The sequence below is a fragment of the Comamonas squillarum genome (genome assembly GCF_025309455.1).
Lineage (GTDB): Bacteria > Pseudomonadota > Gammaproteobacteria > Burkholderiales > Burkholderiaceae_C > Comamonas > Comamonas squillarum.
On the sequence record NZ_CP104377.1, the window covers coordinates 4555670 to 4573972 of the forward strand.

An 18303-nucleotide genomic window follows, 5' to 3' on the forward strand; every position below is an offset into this window, starting at 1 on the left:
CCTAGCGCTGGCCAGGCGGCAGCGCCTGGGCGAGATGGGCTTGCGAGCAGTAATGCGCGCCCTGGTAGCCGATGGCATCGGACTGCGGCAGGTGCACGCCGCAGTGCGCGCAGTGCACCATGGGCTCAGGCTTGCCCAGGCCTTTTTTGGGCGGTGGCGGCGGCGCGTTCTTGACCCGTTGGCTGCGCCACATGTGCCAGCCCACGGCCAGCACCAGCAATACCAGCAAATACTTCATGGCAGCTCAGTGTTTCAAGATGACTTCAAGGACAAAGCGCGAGCCCACGTAGGCCAGCAGCAGCAAGGTGGCGCCCACATAGAGCATGTTGACGGCGCGCTGCCCGCGCCAGCCAAAGCGCTTGCGGCCCACCAGCAGCACGGCAAAGGTCAACCAGGCGAGCAGCGAGAACACCGACTTGTGGTTCCAGACCCAGGCCTTGCCGTACAGCGCCTCGCCAAACCACCAGCCGGCCAGCAAGGTTGCGGACAGCAGGATGAAGCCGGCCGTGACAAAGCGGAAGGTCAGGCGCTCCAGCGCCAGCAGCGGCAGGCCGCCGTCGTGGCTGCCATCCTGGCGCATCTGGCGCTCGGCCCGGGTCATCAGTGCGGCATGCACGACGGCTGCGGCAAACAGGCCATAGGAGGCAATGCCCAGCGCCAGGTGCAGCGGCAGCCAGGGCGAGGCATTCACATGCAAAGGGCTGCCGGGGTAGACGCCGGCCAGCAGGACCGCGATGCAACCCATGGCCGACAGTGGCCAGCGTGAGCGCAGCTGCGGGTAGAGCTGCTGCTCGACCACATACACCGTCAGCACCAGCCAGGCGGTGACGGACAGCGCCGGCGCAAAGCCGAAGTGGGGCATGTCACCGATCAGGCTCCAGGCGATGGCCGCCAGGTGCAAGGCCCAGGCCGCGCGCAAGCCCAGCCGCGCGCTGGGCTCCTGCAGGCGTCGGGCCGCAAGTGCGGGAATGGCGTAGGCAATAGCTGCAGCAATGGCCAGTGCCCAGCCGATGGGGCTGGTGCTGGCTGCGGCAAAGGCGGGAGAGAGCATGCCCGCTATCATAGCGGCGGCGAAAGGCCTGTGTGGTCTGCGCGGGCGCTAGCGCCTCGCCATCTGCTGGCTATTGCCGGCAATAGGCCGCAGAGGCTTCCTGGGGTGCGCTACAGGCCGATGCTGGTCGCGCAGACCCGGTTGCGGCCGCTGGTCTTGGCCTCGTACAGCAGTTCATCGGCCCGGCGCAGGCAGTCCTCCAGGCCGTCGGTCTGGCCGCAGTGGATGGTCAGCACCCCGCAGCTCACCGTCAGCTCAGGCGCCGTGGTGGAGGCCGCATGGGCAATCGCCATCTTCTGCACTTCCTGGCGAAAGCGCTCCACCACGGCCACGGCATCGGCGTGGCCGGGCAGGATCAGTGCAAACTCCTCACCGCCAAAGCGGGCGGCCAGGTCATAAGGGCGGCGGGCATGGCGCGCCAGCGTACCTGCTACTTGCTTGAGCGCCTCATCACCTTGCACATGGCCGTAGTGGTCGTTGTACAGCTTGAAGTGGTCGATATCGATCAGCGCCAGGCCCAGCGGGTCGTGCCTGCGCAGGCACAGGCGCTGGCTGCGCTGCAGCATGTCATCAAAATGCCGGCGGTTGGCCAGGTTGGTCAGGCCGTCGACCTGCGCGAGGCGCTGCAAGGCTTGGCGCTGCAGCGCCAGGTCGATCTGGTTGCGTACCCGCACACTCACCACTGCCGGGCGGATGGGCTTGGAGACATAGTCGGCCGCGCCCAGGCGCAGGCCATACTCTTCGGCCGCGGCATCGCTCTGGCCGGTGATGAAGATGATCGCAATGCCGGCCGTCGCCTCCTGTTTTCTCAGCTGGGTCAGCACCTCGTAGCCATTCATGCCGGGCATGCTGACATCGAGCAGCACCAGCAGCAGGCGGTGCGATTCGCGCGCGGCGATCGTGAGCGCACTGGGGCCGTCCTTGGCCAGCAGCACGCGGTACTGCTGGCCGAGCAACTCGGCGAGCATGGAGCGGTTGACGCGCTCGTCATCCACAATCAGGATGGTGGGTTGGTCGTTATCGGGCTCAGCTTGCATGGTGCGATGGTAAGGGGTCTCAAGGGGGCTGGCAGCCAGATGGTCAGGGCAGTATGTGTTCGAGCCGCTCGATCGCCGCCAGCGCGGCGTCGCCGTCCAGGTCTTCCACATGCTGCAGGATCTGCTGGAGCAGCGGCGTCCAGCGCGCCGCCGGGCTGGCCAAGAGCATCCGCTCGAGCTCGCTGACAGCCGCATAGTCGCCGTCAGCCACCAGGCGCTTGAGGTGCTTGAGGTCCTGGCGCAGGCTGGTGGCAGCGGCAGGCGGGTTGGCCGCAGGCGGCGCGTCCAGCGCTGCGCTCGGCGGGGCTGGTGCAGGCTGGCGCGTGGCCAGGCCTTGCAGCAGCGTCTGCAACTGGGCGGCAAACTCGGCCGTCTCGGTATGCAGCAGGCGCTGGGGCTGGGGGGCGGGCGGTGGGGCCTGCATCCACTCCCGGGCCTGGTTCTCGATGGTTTCGGCCGCCTGTACCAGGGAGGTGGCATCGAGGTAGCCCAGTGCCCCCTTGAGCGAATGGGCGAGCATGGACAGCGGCTCCCAGGCCGACTGCTGCACATGCAGCACCAGGGTCTGGGGGGCATCGGCAAAGTCGCGGTAAAAGCCGGCCAGCACCCGGTCGACCCGCTCGGCATTGCCGTGGAAGCGCTGCAGCATCTTGGCGTGGTTGATGCCGGGCGTGGCTGCCACGCGGGCCTCGTCGCGCAAAAATTCGGACTCGGGTGCATCCAGTGCTTCGGCACTGTTGCCAGGGCCTGCGATCCATTCGCTCAGCGTTTCGTACAGCTTGCGCTCATCAATGGGCTTGGTCAGGTGGGCATTCATGCCCGCCTCTTCAATGGCGCTGCGGTCTTCGACGCGGGCCTGTGCGGTCAGCGCAATCACCGGCAGTTGCTGCAGATGGGGCAGCTGGCGCAGCGCGCGGGTGGCGTCCAACCCATCCATCTGCGGCATGTGCACGTCCATCAGCACGGCGTCGAAATGGTGGTGCTCGAGCATGCTGAGCGCTTCGGCGCCATTGGTGGCCAGGCTCACCTGCACGCCCACGAGGCTGAGGAAGTCGGCGGCCACCTCGCGGTTGAGGGCATTGTCATCGACGACGAGCACATTTTTGCCATGCAGCTGGGGATAGAGCTGGATCGGGTTGCTGTGAACCACCTGCGGTGGGCCCGAGGCACCGGGCAGTGCGCGCCGCGAGATGCTGCTGCCTTGCGACTGCAGCGCTTCCAAAATGGCATTGAACAGCACGGACTGTGTCACCGGCTTGATCAGCAGGCCTTGCAGACGCAGCTCCTCGGACCTGCGCATGACCTCGTCACGGCCGTAGGCAGTCACCATCAGCACTGCCGGGGTGGCCGAGAGATGCTCTTCCTCGCGGATGCGGCGCGCCACCTCCAGCCCGTCCATGCCGGGCATGCGCCAGTCCATCAGCACCAGGCCATAGGGCGTGCCTACGCGTGAGGCGAGCTGCAGATCGAAGAGGGCTTGCTCGCCGGAATCCACCGTGTCGGCGCGCATGCCAAAGCCGCGCACCATCTCGGCGAGGATGTCGCGTGCGCTGGCGTTGTCGTCGACGATCAGCACGCGGTCGACCGGCGTGCCGTGGTAGCGGGCCGGCTTGGGCGCCTGCTTGAGTTGCGCGGGGTGCAACTGCACCGAGAAGTAGAAGGTGCTGCCCAGTCCCGGGCTGCTCTCGACCTTGAGCTCACCGCCCATCTGGCCCACCAGGCGCTGGCAGATGGCCAGGCCCAGACCCGAGCCGCCATAGCGCCGCGTGGTCTGGCTGTCGGCCTGCGAGAAGGGGCGAAACAGCTGGCTCATCTGCGCCGGGCTCATGCCGATGCCCGTGTCCTTGACGGTGACCTCCAGCCCGATCTTGCCAGGGGCCACGGGGCGGTTGCCGGCGGTCTCGGTGGTCTGGATGCTGATGACCACCTCGCCCAGGTGGGTGAACTTGATGGCATTGCTCACCAGGTTGTTGAGCACCTGGCTCAGGCGCAGCGGGTCGCCGCTCAGCTGCCGGGGCACATCGGGCGCGACCGAGTAGACCACCTCGATGCCCTTTTCCTCGGCGCGCAAGGTGGTGACGGCCGAGACGGTCTCGAGCACATCGTCCAGCGCGAACTCCACGTTCTCCAGGGTCAGCATGCCCGCCTCGATCTTGGAGAAATCCAGGATGTCATTGATCACCGACAGCAGTGCGTTGGCCGACAGCTCCACCTTCTCTAAGTAGTTGCGCTGCTTGGGCAGCAGCGGGGTCTGCTGGATCAGGCGCGTCATGCCGATGACGGTGTTCATCGGCGTGCGGATCTCGTGGCTCATCGTGGCCAGGAACTCGGACTTGGCGCGCTCGGCCGCTTCGGCCATCTCCTTGGCTTTTTGCAGCGCCAGCTCTGCCTCGCGCTCGCGGGTGATGTCAAGCATGATGCCGTCCCAGATCGTGCCCGCTTCCTGGCGGCTGGGTGCCGAGCGACAGCGCAGCCAGCGCAGTCCGCCATCAGGGCGGATGATGCGGAAGCTGCAGTCAAACAGGCTCAGGCGCTCCAGCGCTTCGCGCTGGTGCTGCCGGTACATCGCCAGATCTGCCGGATGGATGGTTTTGATATAGGCATCGTTGTTGGCCATGATGGCCTGCGCGCTCACACCGATGAGCTTTTCAATACCGGCGCTGATGTAACTCATGCGCAAGGTCGTGGCTGAGCCTTCAACGCGGTAGATCGCGCCACTGGGGAGGTTGTCGGCCAGAGCTTCCAGCCGCTGGCGCGCCTGTTCACGCTCGGACAGATCCTGCAGCGTGCCGCTGAGGCTGACGATGCGGCCACTGCTGTCATAGTCCGCCTGGCCCAGGATGCTGGCCGGGAACTGGCCGCCATCGGGCGTGTAGTGGGTCACATCAAGCCGGTAGGGCTGGCCGGTCTGGGCGCATTGCGCAATGGCCGCAGTCACCTTGGCATAGTCCTGCGGCGGCATCATGTGGGCTATGTTGTCCTGGGTCAGCTTCGGCCCCTGCGGGTCCAGGCCATTCATCTCGTACATCATCTCCGAGGCCTCGATCTCACCGCTGGCCAGGTCCAGCGTCCAGCTGCCGATGCGCGAGAGCCGCTCGGCGCGGCGCAGCGAGTCATAACTTTGGCGCAGCTGGTTTTCCGACTCGCGCATCTGCGTCATGTCACGCGAAATACCCAGAAGGCCGATGACCTCACCGTTCTCGTTGCGGTACTGGCTCTTGATGGACTGGAAGCTGAGCCGGCGCCCATCGATCAGTGCGTGCGACTCCGACACCACGGGCGTGCTGCTCCGATAAACGGCGGCATCGTCCTCGGCAAAATTGTTGTGTCCGCCAAGGATTTCGGCGTCGGTCTTGCCAATCAGTCCCCCGGGCGGCATCTTTGTGATGGCCTCGGCCGCAGGGTTGGCAAACACATAGCGGCCCTGCCTGTCCTTGACAAAGACGATGTCCGAGGTGCCGCGCATCACTGCATCGAGCAGATGGGTGGAATGGCGCCACTGCTGGGTGCTTTTCTCGACCTGCTGCTCGAGCGCGGCGTTGAGCAGCTGAATTTCCTGGTCGCGGCGCACGCGCTCGGTGATGTCGTGGGAGATGGTGAAAAAGCGCTTCTCGCCCTCGACCAGCTGGCAGGTGATGTGCACCTCCACGGGGAAGCAGGAGCCATCCTTGCGCTGGTGCGTATTGGTGGCCACGGTGTGTTCACCGGGCTCCATTTTCTGCCACAGGGCCAGCAATTCATCGCGGGTGTAGTCCAGCGCAAAATCGGCCACGTTCAGGGCCATCAGCTCTGCCAGGCTGTAGCCCATCTCCCGGTAGGCCTGGCTATTGACATCCAGGATCCGGCCTTGCGTATCGGTCACAAAGAAGGCGTCCGAGAAATGGTCTAGCAAGTGGCGATACGGCGTATCTGGCATCGGTGATCCTGGTCAAAGAAAGCGCCACCTCAGGGTGGCGGGCAGGGCTTTGGCATTGCGGGAGGCCATGCAAGCGCGGGCACGCCCAGGCCGCGGGTGCATTGTCGCGGCTTCGGGCAGGCATTTGCGCAGCCTCAAAGGCTAAATTCGTTTGGCGCTTTACGGGCAAACATTTACCTATTGTAGGAAGCGGGCCATAGTTTCTTGCGCTGGCGGGAGAGCTGCCAGCCCTGGTCCCGCGTCAGTTTTGGGGCGAGCGGGTAGAATCAAAGGTTTGCAGGGCTGTGGCTTACAGCCCCTGGCGCCAGCCGTTTTTAGCCCGGGCTCCGGCTAGCGGCTACACCTGGGCGCCTCCTTTGCCACGATTACTCAAGACTCCACCCTATGGCTTCCGCACTGACCGATAAACTCTCGCGCCTCGTCAAGGAAATGCGTGGCCAGGCCCGTATCACCGAATCCAACGTCCAGGACATGCTGCGTGAAGTGCGCATGGCCCTCTTGGAGGCGGATGTGGCCTTGCCCGTGGTGCGTGACTTCATTGCCCGCGTCAAGGAAAAAGCGCTGGGCCAGGAGGTTCTGGGCAGCCTCAAGCCGGGCCAGACCCTGGTGTCGATCGTCAACAAGGAGCTGGCCGCCACGATGGGCGAGGGCGTGGCCGACATCAACTTGCAGGCCCAGCCGCCTGCGGTGATCCTGATGGCCGGCCTGCAAGGTGCCGGTAAGACGACCACCACGGCCAAGCTGGCCAAGCACCTGATCGAGCGGCGCAAGAAAAAGGTGCTGACCGTCTCGGGTGACGTCTACCGCCCCGCCGCTATCGAGCAGCTCAAGACTGTGACCCAGCAGGCGGGCGCGGAATGGTTCCCCAGCACACCCGACCAAAAGCCGTTGGATATTGCCAACGCGGCGCTCGATTACGCCAAGAAGCACTACTTTGATGTGCTCCTGGTCGATACCGCCGGGCGCCTGGCCATCGACGAAGTGCTGATGACCGAAATCCAGCAATTGCATGCGGCCTTGAAACCGGTCGAGACCTTGTTTGTCGTCGATGCGATGCAGGGCCAAGACGCGATCAACACTGCCAAGGCCTTCAAGGAGGCACTGCCGCTCACCGGTATCGTGCTGACCAAGCTAGACGGCGACTCGCGCGGCGGTGCGGCGCTGTCGGTGCGCCAGATCACCGGCGCGCCCATCAAGTTTGCCGGTGTGTCCGAAAAACTCGACGGCCTGGAAGTGTTCGACGCCGAGCGCCATGCGCAGCGCGTGCTGGGCATGGGCGATATCGTGGCCCTGGTCGAGCAGGTCTCCAAGGGCGTGGACATGGAGGCGGCCCAGAAGATGGCCGAGAAGATCAAGTCCGGCGACGGCTTTGATCTGAACGACTTCCTGGGCCAGCTCCAGCAGATGAAGCAGATGGGGGGCCTGTCGACCCTGATGGACAAACTGCCCTCGGAGCTGGCGGGCAAGGCTGGCAAGGTCGACATGGACAAGGCCGAGCGCGAAGTGCGCCGCAAGGAAGGCATCATCTGCTCGATGACCCCCTATGAGCGCGCCAAGCCCGAATTCATCAAGGCCACGCGCAAGAAGCGCATTGCCGCTGGCGCTGGCGTGCAGGTGCAAGAGGTCAACCGCCTGCTCAACGAGTTTGGCCAGATGCAGCAGATGATGAAGAAGATGAAGGGCGGCGGCCTGATGAAGATGATGAAGAAGATGGGCGGCATGAAGGGCATGATGGGCGGCGGCATGCCCAAGCTGCCGTTCTAAGAACCTGTTCAAAGTCTCTACGCAGCCGCGTTGGAGTGCAATCGGGATGAGTTCGAAGGGGTGGAGCGCAGCTTGCACCGGGGTGCAAGCAAGGGCCAGCGCGAAGAAATCGCCCGATTTCACGCCAACCCATAGTGACAGTGGCTTTGCGCTACCCGGGAAGGGGCGCCCGGCGAGGGCCGCCCGGGCAGGGGCGGTCTGCGTCGTTGCAAATCCTCGCAATAGCATGGCTATTGCTGCGGTATTGCGCGGCTGGGCGCCCTCGCATCCCATCTCGCAAAGACACTGTCGCGGCGCGAGGAGACATTGAACAGGTTCTAAGCCCATACCGGCTTTATCGCGGCCCCAACCACAACGCCTGCATCCAGCAGGCGTTTTTGCATCCAGGCGCTGCGGTGTTACGACACCACGACCTGCGCCTCGCCGGCCTGCATATGGCCGACTACGCAGGCATCGGCAAAGCCCTGTGCTTTGAAGAGTTCGAGCACCTGACCGGCAGCCTCCGGCGCGCAGGAGACCAGCAGGCCGCCGGAGGTCTGCGGGTCGGTCAGCAGGCTGCGCATCGCATCGGGCACTTGCGCGCCCATTGCCACATCATGGCCGTAGGACGCCCAGTTGCGGCCCGATGCGCCGGTCACCACGCCTTGCTTGGCAAGATCGAGGACGCCAGGCAGTAGCGGCAGCGCCTGGCTGTCGATCACGGCTGTGAGCTGCGCGCCGCGTGCCAGTTCCAGGGTATGGCCCAGCAGGCCAAAGCCAGTGACATCGGTCAGCGCATGCACATCGGCCAGTTGCGCCAGAGCAGCGCCAGGCCGGTTGAGCTGGGTGGTGGTGCGCACCATGCTGGCGTAGTCACTGTCGCTGAGCAGGCCTTTTTTCAAGGCCGCGGACTGGATGCCCACGCCGATGGCCTTGCCCAGGATCAGCACATCGCCCGCCTGGGCATCGCGGTTGCGCTTGAGCTGCGCTGGGTTGACGATACCGATGCCGACCAGGCCATAAATGGGCTCGACCGAGTCGATCGAGTGGCCGCCGGCCAGCGGAATGCCGGCATCGCGGCAGACGGCCTCGCCGCCTTCCAGAATCTTGGCAATGACGTCGTGGGGCAGCACATTGATCGGCATGCCGACAATGGCAAGCGCCATCAGCGGCGTGCCGCCCATCGCGTAAATGTCCGACAGCGCATTGGTCGCAGCAATGCGGCCAAAGTCATAGGGATCATCGACGATAGGCATGAAGAAATCGGTGGTCGCAACAATCGCCTGCGTGTCATTGATCTGGTAGACCGCCGCGTCATCCGCTGTCTCGGTGCCCACCAGCAGCTGTGCATAGAACTGCTTGGGCACCGCACTGCGGCTCATCAGATCGGCCAGCACCCCAGGGGCAATCTTGCAGCCGCAGCCGCCGCCATGCGACAGCGAGGTCAGGCGTGGCGAGGTGGGCAGGGTGGCGGTAGGGGCATTCATACGGGCATCCTCAGGGCTAACAGACTGGCGAGAAAAGCGGTGCCGCCCATGGCGGCCCACCATTATCGGCATTTGGCGGGCAGGCGTGCGCCATGCTGCATTGCGCGTGAGGGGCAAAGCGGCAGCACTCGCCGATGGGGCCAAAAGTGGCTCCGATGAATTCAGTGCCACCTTGGCTGTGGCAACCAGACAGCTTAAAAGCCGAGCATCGATAGTCGTCAGGGAAGCGCTGACCCGTGTCGCATCGGGTATGCTCTCGGATTTTTCTGCGGGATCCTATTGAGGCAGGGGTATGCGAGAGAATAACTTTGACCTGCTGCGACTGATGGCGGCCCTGGGCGTTTTCTGGGCCCATGGCTCGCTCTTCTACGACCTGCAGATCACCCCATTTTTCAACAATACCTACAGCATGGGCTCGCTGTCGGTCTATGTCTTTTTCTTCATCAGCGGCTATCTCAATGTCCAAAGCTGGAGCCGAACGGCGCAATGGACTGCGTTTGGCATCAAACGGGCGCTGAGAATTTTCCCTGGGCTGCTGGCGGCAGCCTTCGTATCCGTGTTTGTCATTGGTGGGCTCATGACGACGCTGGACCTGAAAAGCTTTCTGTCTTCGGGGCAGACCTGGGGGCTGTTTGTCAACTATGGAACAGGCCTTGCGACACTCAATGACCTCCCCGGGGTGTTTGCGCACAATCCAATTCAGAACGCGGTAAACGGCTCGTTGTGGACGATCAAGTACGAGGTCTTGATGTATGTGCTGCTGGTTTTATTCGGCATGACGCTAGGGCTCTCTCGCCGGATTCTTGTGCTAGTAGTGGCCGTGTCGGCCGCTGCTTTTCTGTTGGTGAAAATCCCCGCGCTGGATGAGGGCGCGATCAGCTGGCGAGATTTCTGGCAATTCGCCACGATGTTCTTCGCAGGAGCCGCTTTTAACTACATCCCGGTGGACCGCAGGCTATGGCTGGTACCGCCAATGCTGGTGGGCTTTGTCATTGCTTGTACCAGCACCACCCTGGCGATCGTTCAGGGCAGTGTCTTCCTTTGCTTGCCCTGTGCCGTTTTTCTGCTTGCCTATTGGAAGCCTTTGACCCGCATTCGGCTGGACCAAGATCTGTCCTACGGCATCCACATTTATGCATTCCTGGTGCAGCAGGCCATCACCGAGATCAGTCAAAGGCATGGGATTTCCAAACCGATATATATATCGTCGTGGCGCTGGTCATCGTGTTGATGCTGGCGCTGGCTTCCTGGGTCTTTATCGAGCACCCGGCCATCGCCTGGTCCCGGCCTCTGGTGCCGCCTACGCGTCGGTCCTCACATCCCCATGTAAAACCGTGAAATGATTAAACAGATACAAATACTCCGGCTGATGGCAGCCCTCTGGGTAGTAGTTTTTCATGGTGCAATACTCGGTATTTTTTCGGATGCGACACCTTTGGTGGCTGCTGTCATCAACTTTGGCTATGCCGGGGTGGATGTTTTCTTCGTCATCAGTGGCGTGATCATGGCGCATTCCACCAAAAATATGGGCCATGGGCCACGCACTGCCACTGCATTTTTGCTGGCTAGATTTTCAAGAATCTATACAGGCTGGTGGCCGGCCATGCTGCTCTATGTCATTTACTTAAAACTAACGCAGCAACTCGATCCCCACATTCAGCTGCAAGCATCTTTTTTCTCTACTTTTCCGATCTTGCAGGCCTTGTCAGTATTGCCATCTGGTCACTGATGTTTGAGCTGTATTTTTACGTGGTCTTGTCACTGGTCTTGTTGTTTCCGAAATGGCATCGCCAGCGCTTTATTAAAACTCTGTTTGCGGCACTCGTTGTGCTCAACCTCTACTTGTTGGCGCATCGCTCTGCCGCAGATGGAGGCATCGAGCAAAACTGGATTCGGCTCTTTTATGTGGCTCCCCTTGTGGCAGAATTTTTCATGGGCTACTTCCTCTACCAGTACCTGCAACGCCCTTCGCGCGCATCATGGAAGTTTTGGGCCTTGCTGGCTGCAGCATGGATTGCCTTGATTGTCTATTTCATGCCCCATTTTGAAGATTATCCCTATGGTTTGGCCAATTTTCACTATTGGCCTGAGCGCGCAGTATTGATGGGCGGCGCAGCAATGGCGATCGTAGGCATGGCGTTGAAGCTGCCCTCTCCGCGCAGCCAGATCGCACTGGCGCTGGCAAAATTTGGTGACTATTCTTACGCCATCTATTTGCTGCATATCCTGGTATTCAGCATGATGTTGACGCTATTGCCTTGGCACAGCTGGCATAGCCAGGTGCAGCTTTTGATTGTCGTTGGTGTCCTCGTTGCATTGCTACTGGTGTCAGCCGCTTACTACCACTGGGTGGAGCGGCCGGTCTACATGTTTTGCCGCCAAAAAATCAACCACTGGTTGCACCCCACTGTCCCTGCCCAGCCTGTTCTTCAACCACTCTACAAAAATCAACAGTTGCGATAACGCATTTGCAGAGGGTCCTTTGCATAGCCCTCGCCATGCGGGTTGGATGCGGATGGAGATAAGACGCAAGGCGTCTTTTGACGGTGGAGCCGTGGGTAGCTATTGCGGAGGAATGCGTCCCTAAGGTGCATGAAGCCAGAAAACTTGCCTTGGATTTGAGAAATTCCCGGCGCAAGCATCAGGACTAGGAGCCATGCGCTGCAGTGCTCATAAGCGGGGGATCAGAAGAGCGCTACCTGACTGAGCGCATACCACCTGTACGGAGACCGAGATGGCGGAAGACAGCTGGAGTCGAACCAACCCAGGAGTGGCTGACACCCCTCACCGGGTTTGAAGCCCGGCCGCGCCACCGGGCACGATTGCCTTCCCTGCAACACGTGCGTGTTGGGCAAGATGGCCGATTGTAGCGGCTCTGCGTGGCGCCTGCGGCTGGCGCTGCCGCAGACCCTTGGGTGGCTTACGAGGTTGCGCCCGCCTGCCAGCGCACACCCGGGCGCAGCACATGCGTATCGCGCACGCGGCGGGTATAGCCCACGCGGTCGAAGAACTCCAGGATCTGGATGGCGCGCTTGCGGCCCAGGGCCGTGGCATCGCGGAAGGCATGGGCCTGCACTTCGCCGCGCTCGGCCTGCTGGGCAAGCTCTGCGGTGAGTGCCGCCAGCGCATCCATGGAGGGGGCGGCATAGAAGAGGTCCTTGACCACCTGGAACACGAGGCCCTGGCGCGAGAGCTTTTTGAGCAGCTGGCGCACCAGCTCCTCCCCGGCGCCATGGTCGCGGGCCAGGTCGCGCACCCAGGGCGGGTCAAAGCGGCCTTCGGTGATCGCTGGCATCAAGCGCTGGGCGAGGGCCTGCTCGGCCTCGCTCAGCTGCACCTGGTGGCCGGGCAGGTGCAGCCAGGCGCCGCTGCTGGCGATCTGGCCGGCGGCGATCAGCGCATCGAGCAGGCCGTGGTAGAGCGCATCGTGCGGGCCATGCTGCAGCGCGGGCAGGGCCATGCGGCGCAGCCGGGCTGCGTTGATGCCGTGCTCATCGGGGGCGACTTCATGAAAGCGGTGCAGCGCCTGCAGCAGCTGGTCTTGCAACGTCTGCCAGGCCTGGCTGTCTACCAGCAGCGCATCGCCATCGGGCAGCGGCAGGTGGGTGCAGTGCTCGGCCACGACCGGTGTCGCCGTGCCAGTCAGCCGTACCAGTAGTGAGCGGGCCAGGCCCAGCGGGGCTTCGGCCAGCAGCGGACCGGTGTCGGCGGTATCAATCCAGTGCGCCAAGGCGGCCAGGTAGGCCATGCGGCTGTCGCTGCGGCGCTTGCGGGCGGGCGCATAGGGATCGAGCACCATGGCGCCGGCAATGGTACGGCTGGCCTGGGCATTGCGCACGATGACGCGGTCACCCGGCAGCACCAGGGCGGGGGCATCCAGCACCAGCTGGGCCAGCGCTTCGGTGCCCGGGGCCAGGTCGCCATCTTGCAGCAAGGCGATATGGCCGGTGCAGCGCATGGTGCCCAGGTGCAGGTGCACAGCCGACCACTGCGCCAGCGGCGCTGCATCGGCGAGCAGATGCAGGCGCACATCGATACGCTGGGTGGGTTGGCGCAGGCGCGCGTCCATGATCCAGTCGCCGCGCGTGATGGCCTCCTTGGCAATGCCTGCCAGGTTCAGCGCGCAGCGCTGGCCGGCCAGGCCGTGCTCGCTCGCCTGGTTCTGCACATGGATGCTGCGCACGCGTACGGGCGCGCCGCTGGCCGAATGCACGAGGCTGTCGCCCACGGCCACCTGGCCATTGAAGACGGTGCCGGTCACCACCGTGCCCTGGCCGGGCAGGCTGAAGACCCGGTCCACTGCCAGGCGGAACAGCCCGCTGTTGGCGCGCTGGGGCATGGCCTGGGCCTGCTGGTGCAGGTGCTGGCGCAGCGCCCGCACGCCCGGGTCATCGGGCAGCGCGGCTGCGGTTTCAAAGACGGGCGCATCGGCCAGATTGCTGCGGGCCAGGATGGCGGTGATCTCGTCCCGCACCTCATCGATGCGGTCGCGGGGTACGCGGTCGACCTTGGTGAGCGCCACCGTGCCCTGGCGGATGCCCAGCAGCTGCAAAATTTCCAGATGCTCCAGGGTCTGGGGCATCACGCCGTCATCGGCAGCCACCACCAGCAAGGCATGGTCGATGCCGACGGCGCCGGCGGCCATCGTGTGCACAAATTTCTCATGGCCGGGCACATCGATGATGCCCAGCACATCGCCATTGGCCAGCGGGGTGTAGGCGTAGCCCAGCTCGATCGAGATGCCGCGCGCCTTTTCTTCCTTCAGGCGGTCGGTCTCCACGCCGGTGAGCGCGCGCACCAGGGTGGTCTTGCCATGGTCGATATGGCCTGCGGTGCCGATGATCATGCCTGACCGTCCGCTGGGGTGCTGCCCAGGGCCAGCTGCTGCAGATTGGCGGCAAAGTCGGCCTGGTCAGCGGCTTCGAGGCAGCGCAGATCCAGCCAGAGCGCATCGTCGCGCAGCCGGCCGATCACCGGGCGCGGCAGCTGGCGCAGCGCGGCTTCGAGCTGCAGCAGCAGGCGCCCGGCGCGTTTGCGCTCTTGGGGGCGCACGACCAGGCCGTGGCTGGGCAGGCTCTCGACGGGCAATGCGCCGCTGCCGATCTGGCTGGTCATCGCGGCGTGCTCCACCCGATAGTCCGGCCCCAGCAAGCTTTGCAGTGGCGCCTGCAGCGCGATCGCTTGCTGCTCCATGGCAGCGGCCGGGCGGGTGAACAGGCGCAAGGTGGTCAGGCGCTCGGCCAGTTTTTCCGGGTGCAGATAGAGGCGCAAGGTCGGCTCGAGCGCAGCCAGGGTGAGCTTGCCCACGCGCAGTGCGCGCTTGAGCGGGTTCTTCTTGATCTGGGCGATCAAGGCCTTGCTACCGACGATGATGCCCGCCTGCGGGCCGCCCAGCAGCTTGTCGCCGCTGAAGGTCACGACATCGGCGCCAGCCTCGATGGTCTCGCGCACCGTCACCTCATAGGGCAGGCCCCAGTCGCGCATGTCGACCAAGGTGCCGCTGCCCAGGTCCACGATCAGCGGCAGCTGGCGCGCATGGGCGATGCGCGCCACATCGGCTTCGGCCACCGACTTGGTAAAGCCGCTGATCGCGTAGTTGCTGCAGTGCACCTTCATCAGCGCAGCGCTGTGCTCGCCCAGCGCGGCCTCGTAGTCTCTCTCATGGGTGCGGTTGGTGGTGCCTACCTCCACCAGGCGGGCGCCGGCGCGCGTCATCACATCGGGGATGCGGAAGGCGCCGCCAATCTCGACCAGCTCGCCGCGGGAGACCACCACTTCCTTGTCGCGTGCCAAGGTGGACAGCACCAGCAGCACGGCTGCCGCATTGTTGTTGACGATGGTGGCGGCTTCGGCGCCAGTGAGGCGGCAGACCAGGTCTTCGACAAGGTCATCGCGGTCGCCCCGGCCGCCGTCGGCCAGGTCGTATTCGAGATTGCTGGGGGTCGCCAGCGCCTGCACCACCGCGTCAATAGCCTCTTGCGGCAGCAGCGCGCGGCCCAGGTTGGTGTGCAGCACCGTGCCGGTCAGGTTGTAGACCGCCTTGAGGCGCGGCGCAAACAGCTGCTGGAGCTTTTGCTCGGCAGCGTCCAGCAAGGCATCGGCACCCTCTGCGTTGCTGCCCGCCTCTGCCAGCCAGCGGCTGCGCGCCTCGCCCAGCGCTGCGCGGATGGCCTGCGTGCACTGGGTCTTGCCATAGCTGTCCACCAGCGCAGCGGTGCGCGGGTGCTGCAGCAGCTTGTCAACAGAGGGCAGGTGGGACGGTGCGTTCATGGGCAAACAAGCTCAAACAAGGGCTGAAACAAAAAAACGATGGGCTGCAGCGGGCAGCGCCATCGTCCAGTATGGCATGGTGCCAAAACGTTCAGGTGCTCGGCACGCGCTCAGTGCAGATCGGGCACGCTGCCATCGGCATCGGCCGCTTGCGGCTCGGCCACGGCGACAAACAGCAGCGGGTTGCCGCTGGCGCGCGAGAACGCGGTCTGCTCGCTCATCAAGAGGTCCAGCATCAGGCTGGCCAGGTCATCGGCCAGCGGCTCGGCCAGCGGGTCTTTTTCCTGGTTGACCAGCTTGCGGTAGCTGCCGCATTCGGTGCAGGTTTCGGCCAGCACCACATCCTTGCCACCTTCCAGGCCCTGGTAGCGCACGCCCTTGGTCGATTCGCAGTGGCTGCATTTGACGCGCACCATATGCCATTCGGTGGCGCAGCAGCCGCAGTGCAGGTAGCGGTGGCCGGCCATCTTGCCGCCAATGCGTACCACGCCGGCGACCGGCTCGCTGGCGCAGACCGGGCAGATGGTGGCCGGGTCGGTGAAGGGGATGTCGGCCAGGCGCAGCTGGCTGGCGCGGGTGGCAAACACCACTTGCAAGGCCGCCATGACAAAAGGTGCCAGGCCCACATCGCGCGCGGCCAGCTCCTTGGTCAGCAGGCGCTTGGCCAGCGCATTGCGGTCGTCGGTGTTGCAGCGCTGCAGCTCGCCAATCAGCGGCTGCAAGGCCTCGGGCAGGCCATCGGCACTGGCCAACTGGGCGAGCATGCCGTCCAGCACCTGGTGCCAGATGGGGTCCAGGTGGTCAGCGGCCGGCAAGAGCGGCGACGAGTACTGCTGAGCCTGGGCGATGGCCGCTGCATCGGGGGCAGCCACCTGCAGGCCCTGGGCTGCTTTGTGCTGGGCATCCACCAGCTTGGCGATGAACAGCAGGTAGTCTGCAATCGGGTTGCCGTCGGCCAGTTGGCGAATACGCTGCGCACGGTCGAGGAAAAGACTGCTGGTATTGGGCAGCAGCACGCGTGGAAAACTGGTGTGGTCGAGCGACTCGATCTCACCGGGTTGAAGAATGCGTTGCATACGGGGATTTTCTCAAAAATCAACGCCGATAGACCTGGCGGGGCTATCGGCGTTGGGGAGCAGGGAGGGCCTGGCCCGGCGCAGCGCTGGGCTGCTCGCCGGGGCATGCCCAGGGGGCGCATCAGGCGCCGTGCTTGTGGCTGGCGGGCTTGTCCAGGTCCGCCGTGTCACCCGTCATGCGGCGGTACCACAGCGGGTGGTGAAAGCGCGCCCAGGCGCGGGTCACCGTGCCGCGCGTCATCGCGCGGATCGTGCCCTGGGTCCAGATGGCCGCGTAGATGTGGGCGATGATCAGACCGATCAGGCCGAAGGCCGACAGCGCATGCAGCAGCGCCGCAGCGCGCACCACGTTCACCGGCAGGTTCCACCAGGCGCGCCACATCAGCACGCCGGTCACCAACAGGCCCGCCATGCACACCACCAGCATCCAGAACAGCACTTTCTGGCCGCCGTTGTACTTGTCCACCGGTGGCATCTTCTCGTGCTCGCCGTTGACCAGCGCGGGCACATTCCTGAGCCACTCGACATCGTTCTTGCGGATGATGTTGAGCTGCCAGAAGCGGAAGAACATCAGCACGAAGCCGACGGTCATCACCAGACCGATGTAGGGATGCAGAATGCGGGTCCAGGGGCCGCCACCGAACAGGTTCGTCATGAAGAAGAACGAGGGGTGGAAGAACGCTAGGCCCGACAAGGCCAGCAGCACAAAGCTGATCGCGACCACCCAGTGGTTGACGCGTTCGCCAGCGGTGTAGCGTTGGAGATCACGGGTCTTGCTTTTCATCGTCCAGACTCCTCGTGGTGGTCGGCGCCCTTGTCCGCGCGCGCCTTGGCGGCCTCTTCCTCTTCCAGCTCCTCGGGCACTTCGATCGGGCCCTTGGTGATGTAGTGGAAGAAGCTGCCGACAGCGGCCACGCCCAGCGCTGCCAGCGCCAGCGGCTTGGCCACACCCTTCCACAGGCTCACCATGGGGCTGATCGATGGATCATCGGGCAGGCCGTGGTAGAGCGAGGGCTTGTCGCCATGGTGCAGCACATACATCACGTGGGTGCCGCCCACGCCTTGCGGATCGTAGAGGCCAGCCTTGTCAAAGCCGCGCTCCTTCAGGTCGACAATGCGCTCCTCGGCACGCTCTTGCATGGCGGTCTTGGTGCCAAACATGATCGCGCCGGTCGGGCAGGTCTTGACGCAGGCGGGCTCCTGGCCCACGGCCACGCGGTCCGAACACAGCGTGCACTTGTAGGCCTTGTGGTCCTTTTTGGAGATGCGCGGAATGTTGAACGGGCAGCCGGTCACGCAGTAGCCGCAGCCCACGCAGTTTTCCTCCTGGAAATCCACGATGCCGTTGGTGTACTGCAAGATCGCACCGGGAGAGGGACAGGCCTTGAGGCAGCCCGGGTCTTCGCAGTGCATGCAGCCGTCCTTGCGGATCAGCCATTCGAGGTTGCCGGTGGCTTCGTTTTCGTACTCGGAAAACCGCATCACCGTCCAGGAGTTGGCCGTCAGGTCGGTCGGGTTGTCGTACACCCCGGCCGCTGCCGTGCCCACATCGTCACGCAGATCGTTCCACTCCATGCAGGCGGTCTGGCAGGCCTTGCAGCCGATGCACTTGGAGACATCGATCAGCTTGGCCACCTCACCGCCATGCGGGCTGCGCACGCTGGGCGATGGGGTGGTGGTGGCGGAGCGGCGCTTGATATCCAATGATTGAAGAGATGACATC

Annotated in this window: 12 protein-coding genes, 1 tRNA gene and 1 pseudogene; 3 read left to right on the forward strand and 11 right to left on the reverse strand. The window is 64.0% G+C overall.

Annotated features, from left to right (window positions below):
* Position 1 precedes the first annotated feature (1 nt).
* The 4 genes from N4T19_RS20725 to N4T19_RS20740 form a co-directional block, all read right to left on the reverse strand.
* The gene (locus N4T19_RS20725; protein ID WP_116924594.1) at positions 2-238 is read right to left on the reverse strand and encodes a PP0621 family protein; all 237 of its coding nucleotides are present in this window, start codon (positions 236-238) and stop codon (positions 2-4) included.
* Positions 239-244: 6 nt separating this feature from the next.
* Positions 245-1051 (reverse strand): cytochrome C assembly family protein, encoded by an 807-nt coding sequence (locus N4T19_RS20730; RefSeq protein WP_116924595.1) that lies wholly within the window; start codon positions 1049-1051, stop codon positions 245-247.
* A 110-nt stretch (positions 1052-1161) separates the two neighbouring features.
* Positions 1162-2088 (reverse strand): diguanylate cyclase, encoded by a 927-nt coding sequence (locus N4T19_RS20735; protein ID WP_116924596.1) that lies wholly within the window; start codon positions 2086-2088, stop codon positions 1162-1164.
* A gap of 43 nt (positions 2089-2131) precedes the next feature.
* Positions 2132-6004, reverse strand: coding sequence for a response regulator (locus tag N4T19_RS20740; RefSeq protein WP_260718913.1), 3873 nt, complete (start codon positions 6002-6004; stop codon positions 2132-2134).
* A 384-nt stretch (positions 6005-6388) separates the two neighbouring features.
* On the opposite strand from N4T19_RS20740, the gene ffh reads away from it, so the two are divergent.
* The gene (gene ffh, locus N4T19_RS20745) at positions 6389-7768 is read left to right on the forward strand and encodes a signal recognition particle protein (RefSeq protein ID WP_021026457.1); all 1380 of its coding nucleotides are present in this window, start codon (positions 6389-6391) and stop codon (positions 7766-7768) included.
* Between the two features lie 398 nt (positions 7769-8166).
* Here ffh and selD read toward each other — a convergent pair whose 3' ends face one another.
* The gene (gene selD / locus N4T19_RS20750; RefSeq protein WP_116924598.1) at positions 8167-9234 is read right to left on the reverse strand and encodes a selenide, water dikinase SelD; all 1068 of its coding nucleotides are present in this window, start codon (positions 9232-9234) and stop codon (positions 8167-8169) included.
* Between the two features lie 292 nt (positions 9235-9526).
* Here selD and N4T19_RS20755 point away from each other — a divergent pair, with 292 nt between their 5' ends.
* Both N4T19_RS20755 and N4T19_RS20760 read left to right on the forward strand, forming a co-directional pair.
* Complete coding sequence (locus N4T19_RS20755; RefSeq protein ID WP_116924599.1) at positions 9527-10465, forward strand: acyltransferase family protein; 939 nt, start codon at positions 9527-9529, stop codon at positions 10463-10465.
* 138 nt (positions 10466-10603) lie between these two features.
* Positions 10604-11697 (forward strand): annotated as a pseudogene (locus N4T19_RS20760) (acyltransferase family protein).
* Positions 11698-11969: 272 nt separating this feature from the next.
* Here N4T19_RS20760 and N4T19_RS20765 read toward each other — a convergent pair.
* The 6 genes from N4T19_RS20765 to fdxH form a co-directional block, all read right to left on the reverse strand.
* Positions 11970-12065: transfer RNA gene (locus N4T19_RS20765), tRNA-Sec, on the reverse strand.
* 89 nt (positions 12066-12154) lie between these two features.
* Positions 12155-14080: a selenocysteine-specific translation elongation factor gene (selB, locus tag N4T19_RS20770; protein ID WP_260718914.1), complete on the reverse strand. Its 1926-nt coding sequence runs from the start codon at positions 14078-14080 to the stop codon at positions 12155-12157.
* A complete protein-coding gene (gene selA / locus N4T19_RS20775; protein ID WP_260718915.1) occupies positions 14077-15504 on the reverse strand; it encodes an L-seryl-tRNA(Sec) selenium transferase in 1428 nt (475 codons plus the stop codon). Before selA ends, selB begins: the two co-directional genes overlap by 4 nt.
* A gap of 110 nt (positions 15505-15614) precedes the next feature.
* Complete coding sequence (gene fdhE, locus N4T19_RS20780) at positions 15615-16580, reverse strand: formate dehydrogenase accessory protein FdhE (protein ID WP_182345049.1); 966 nt, start codon at positions 16578-16580, stop codon at positions 15615-15617.
* 121 nt (positions 16581-16701) lie between these two features.
* Entirely contained in the window at positions 16702-17364 is a 663-nt protein-coding gene (locus N4T19_RS20785) for a formate dehydrogenase subunit gamma (RefSeq protein WP_116924604.1), read from the reverse strand.
* On the reverse strand, positions 17361-18302 hold the full coding sequence (gene fdxH, locus N4T19_RS20790; RefSeq protein ID WP_116924605.1) for a formate dehydrogenase subunit beta: 942 nt from the start codon (positions 18300-18302) through the stop codon (positions 17361-17363). The genes N4T19_RS20785 and fdxH overlap by 4 nt, the downstream gene beginning before the upstream one ends.
* Between the last annotated feature and the right edge of the window lies 1 nt (position 18303).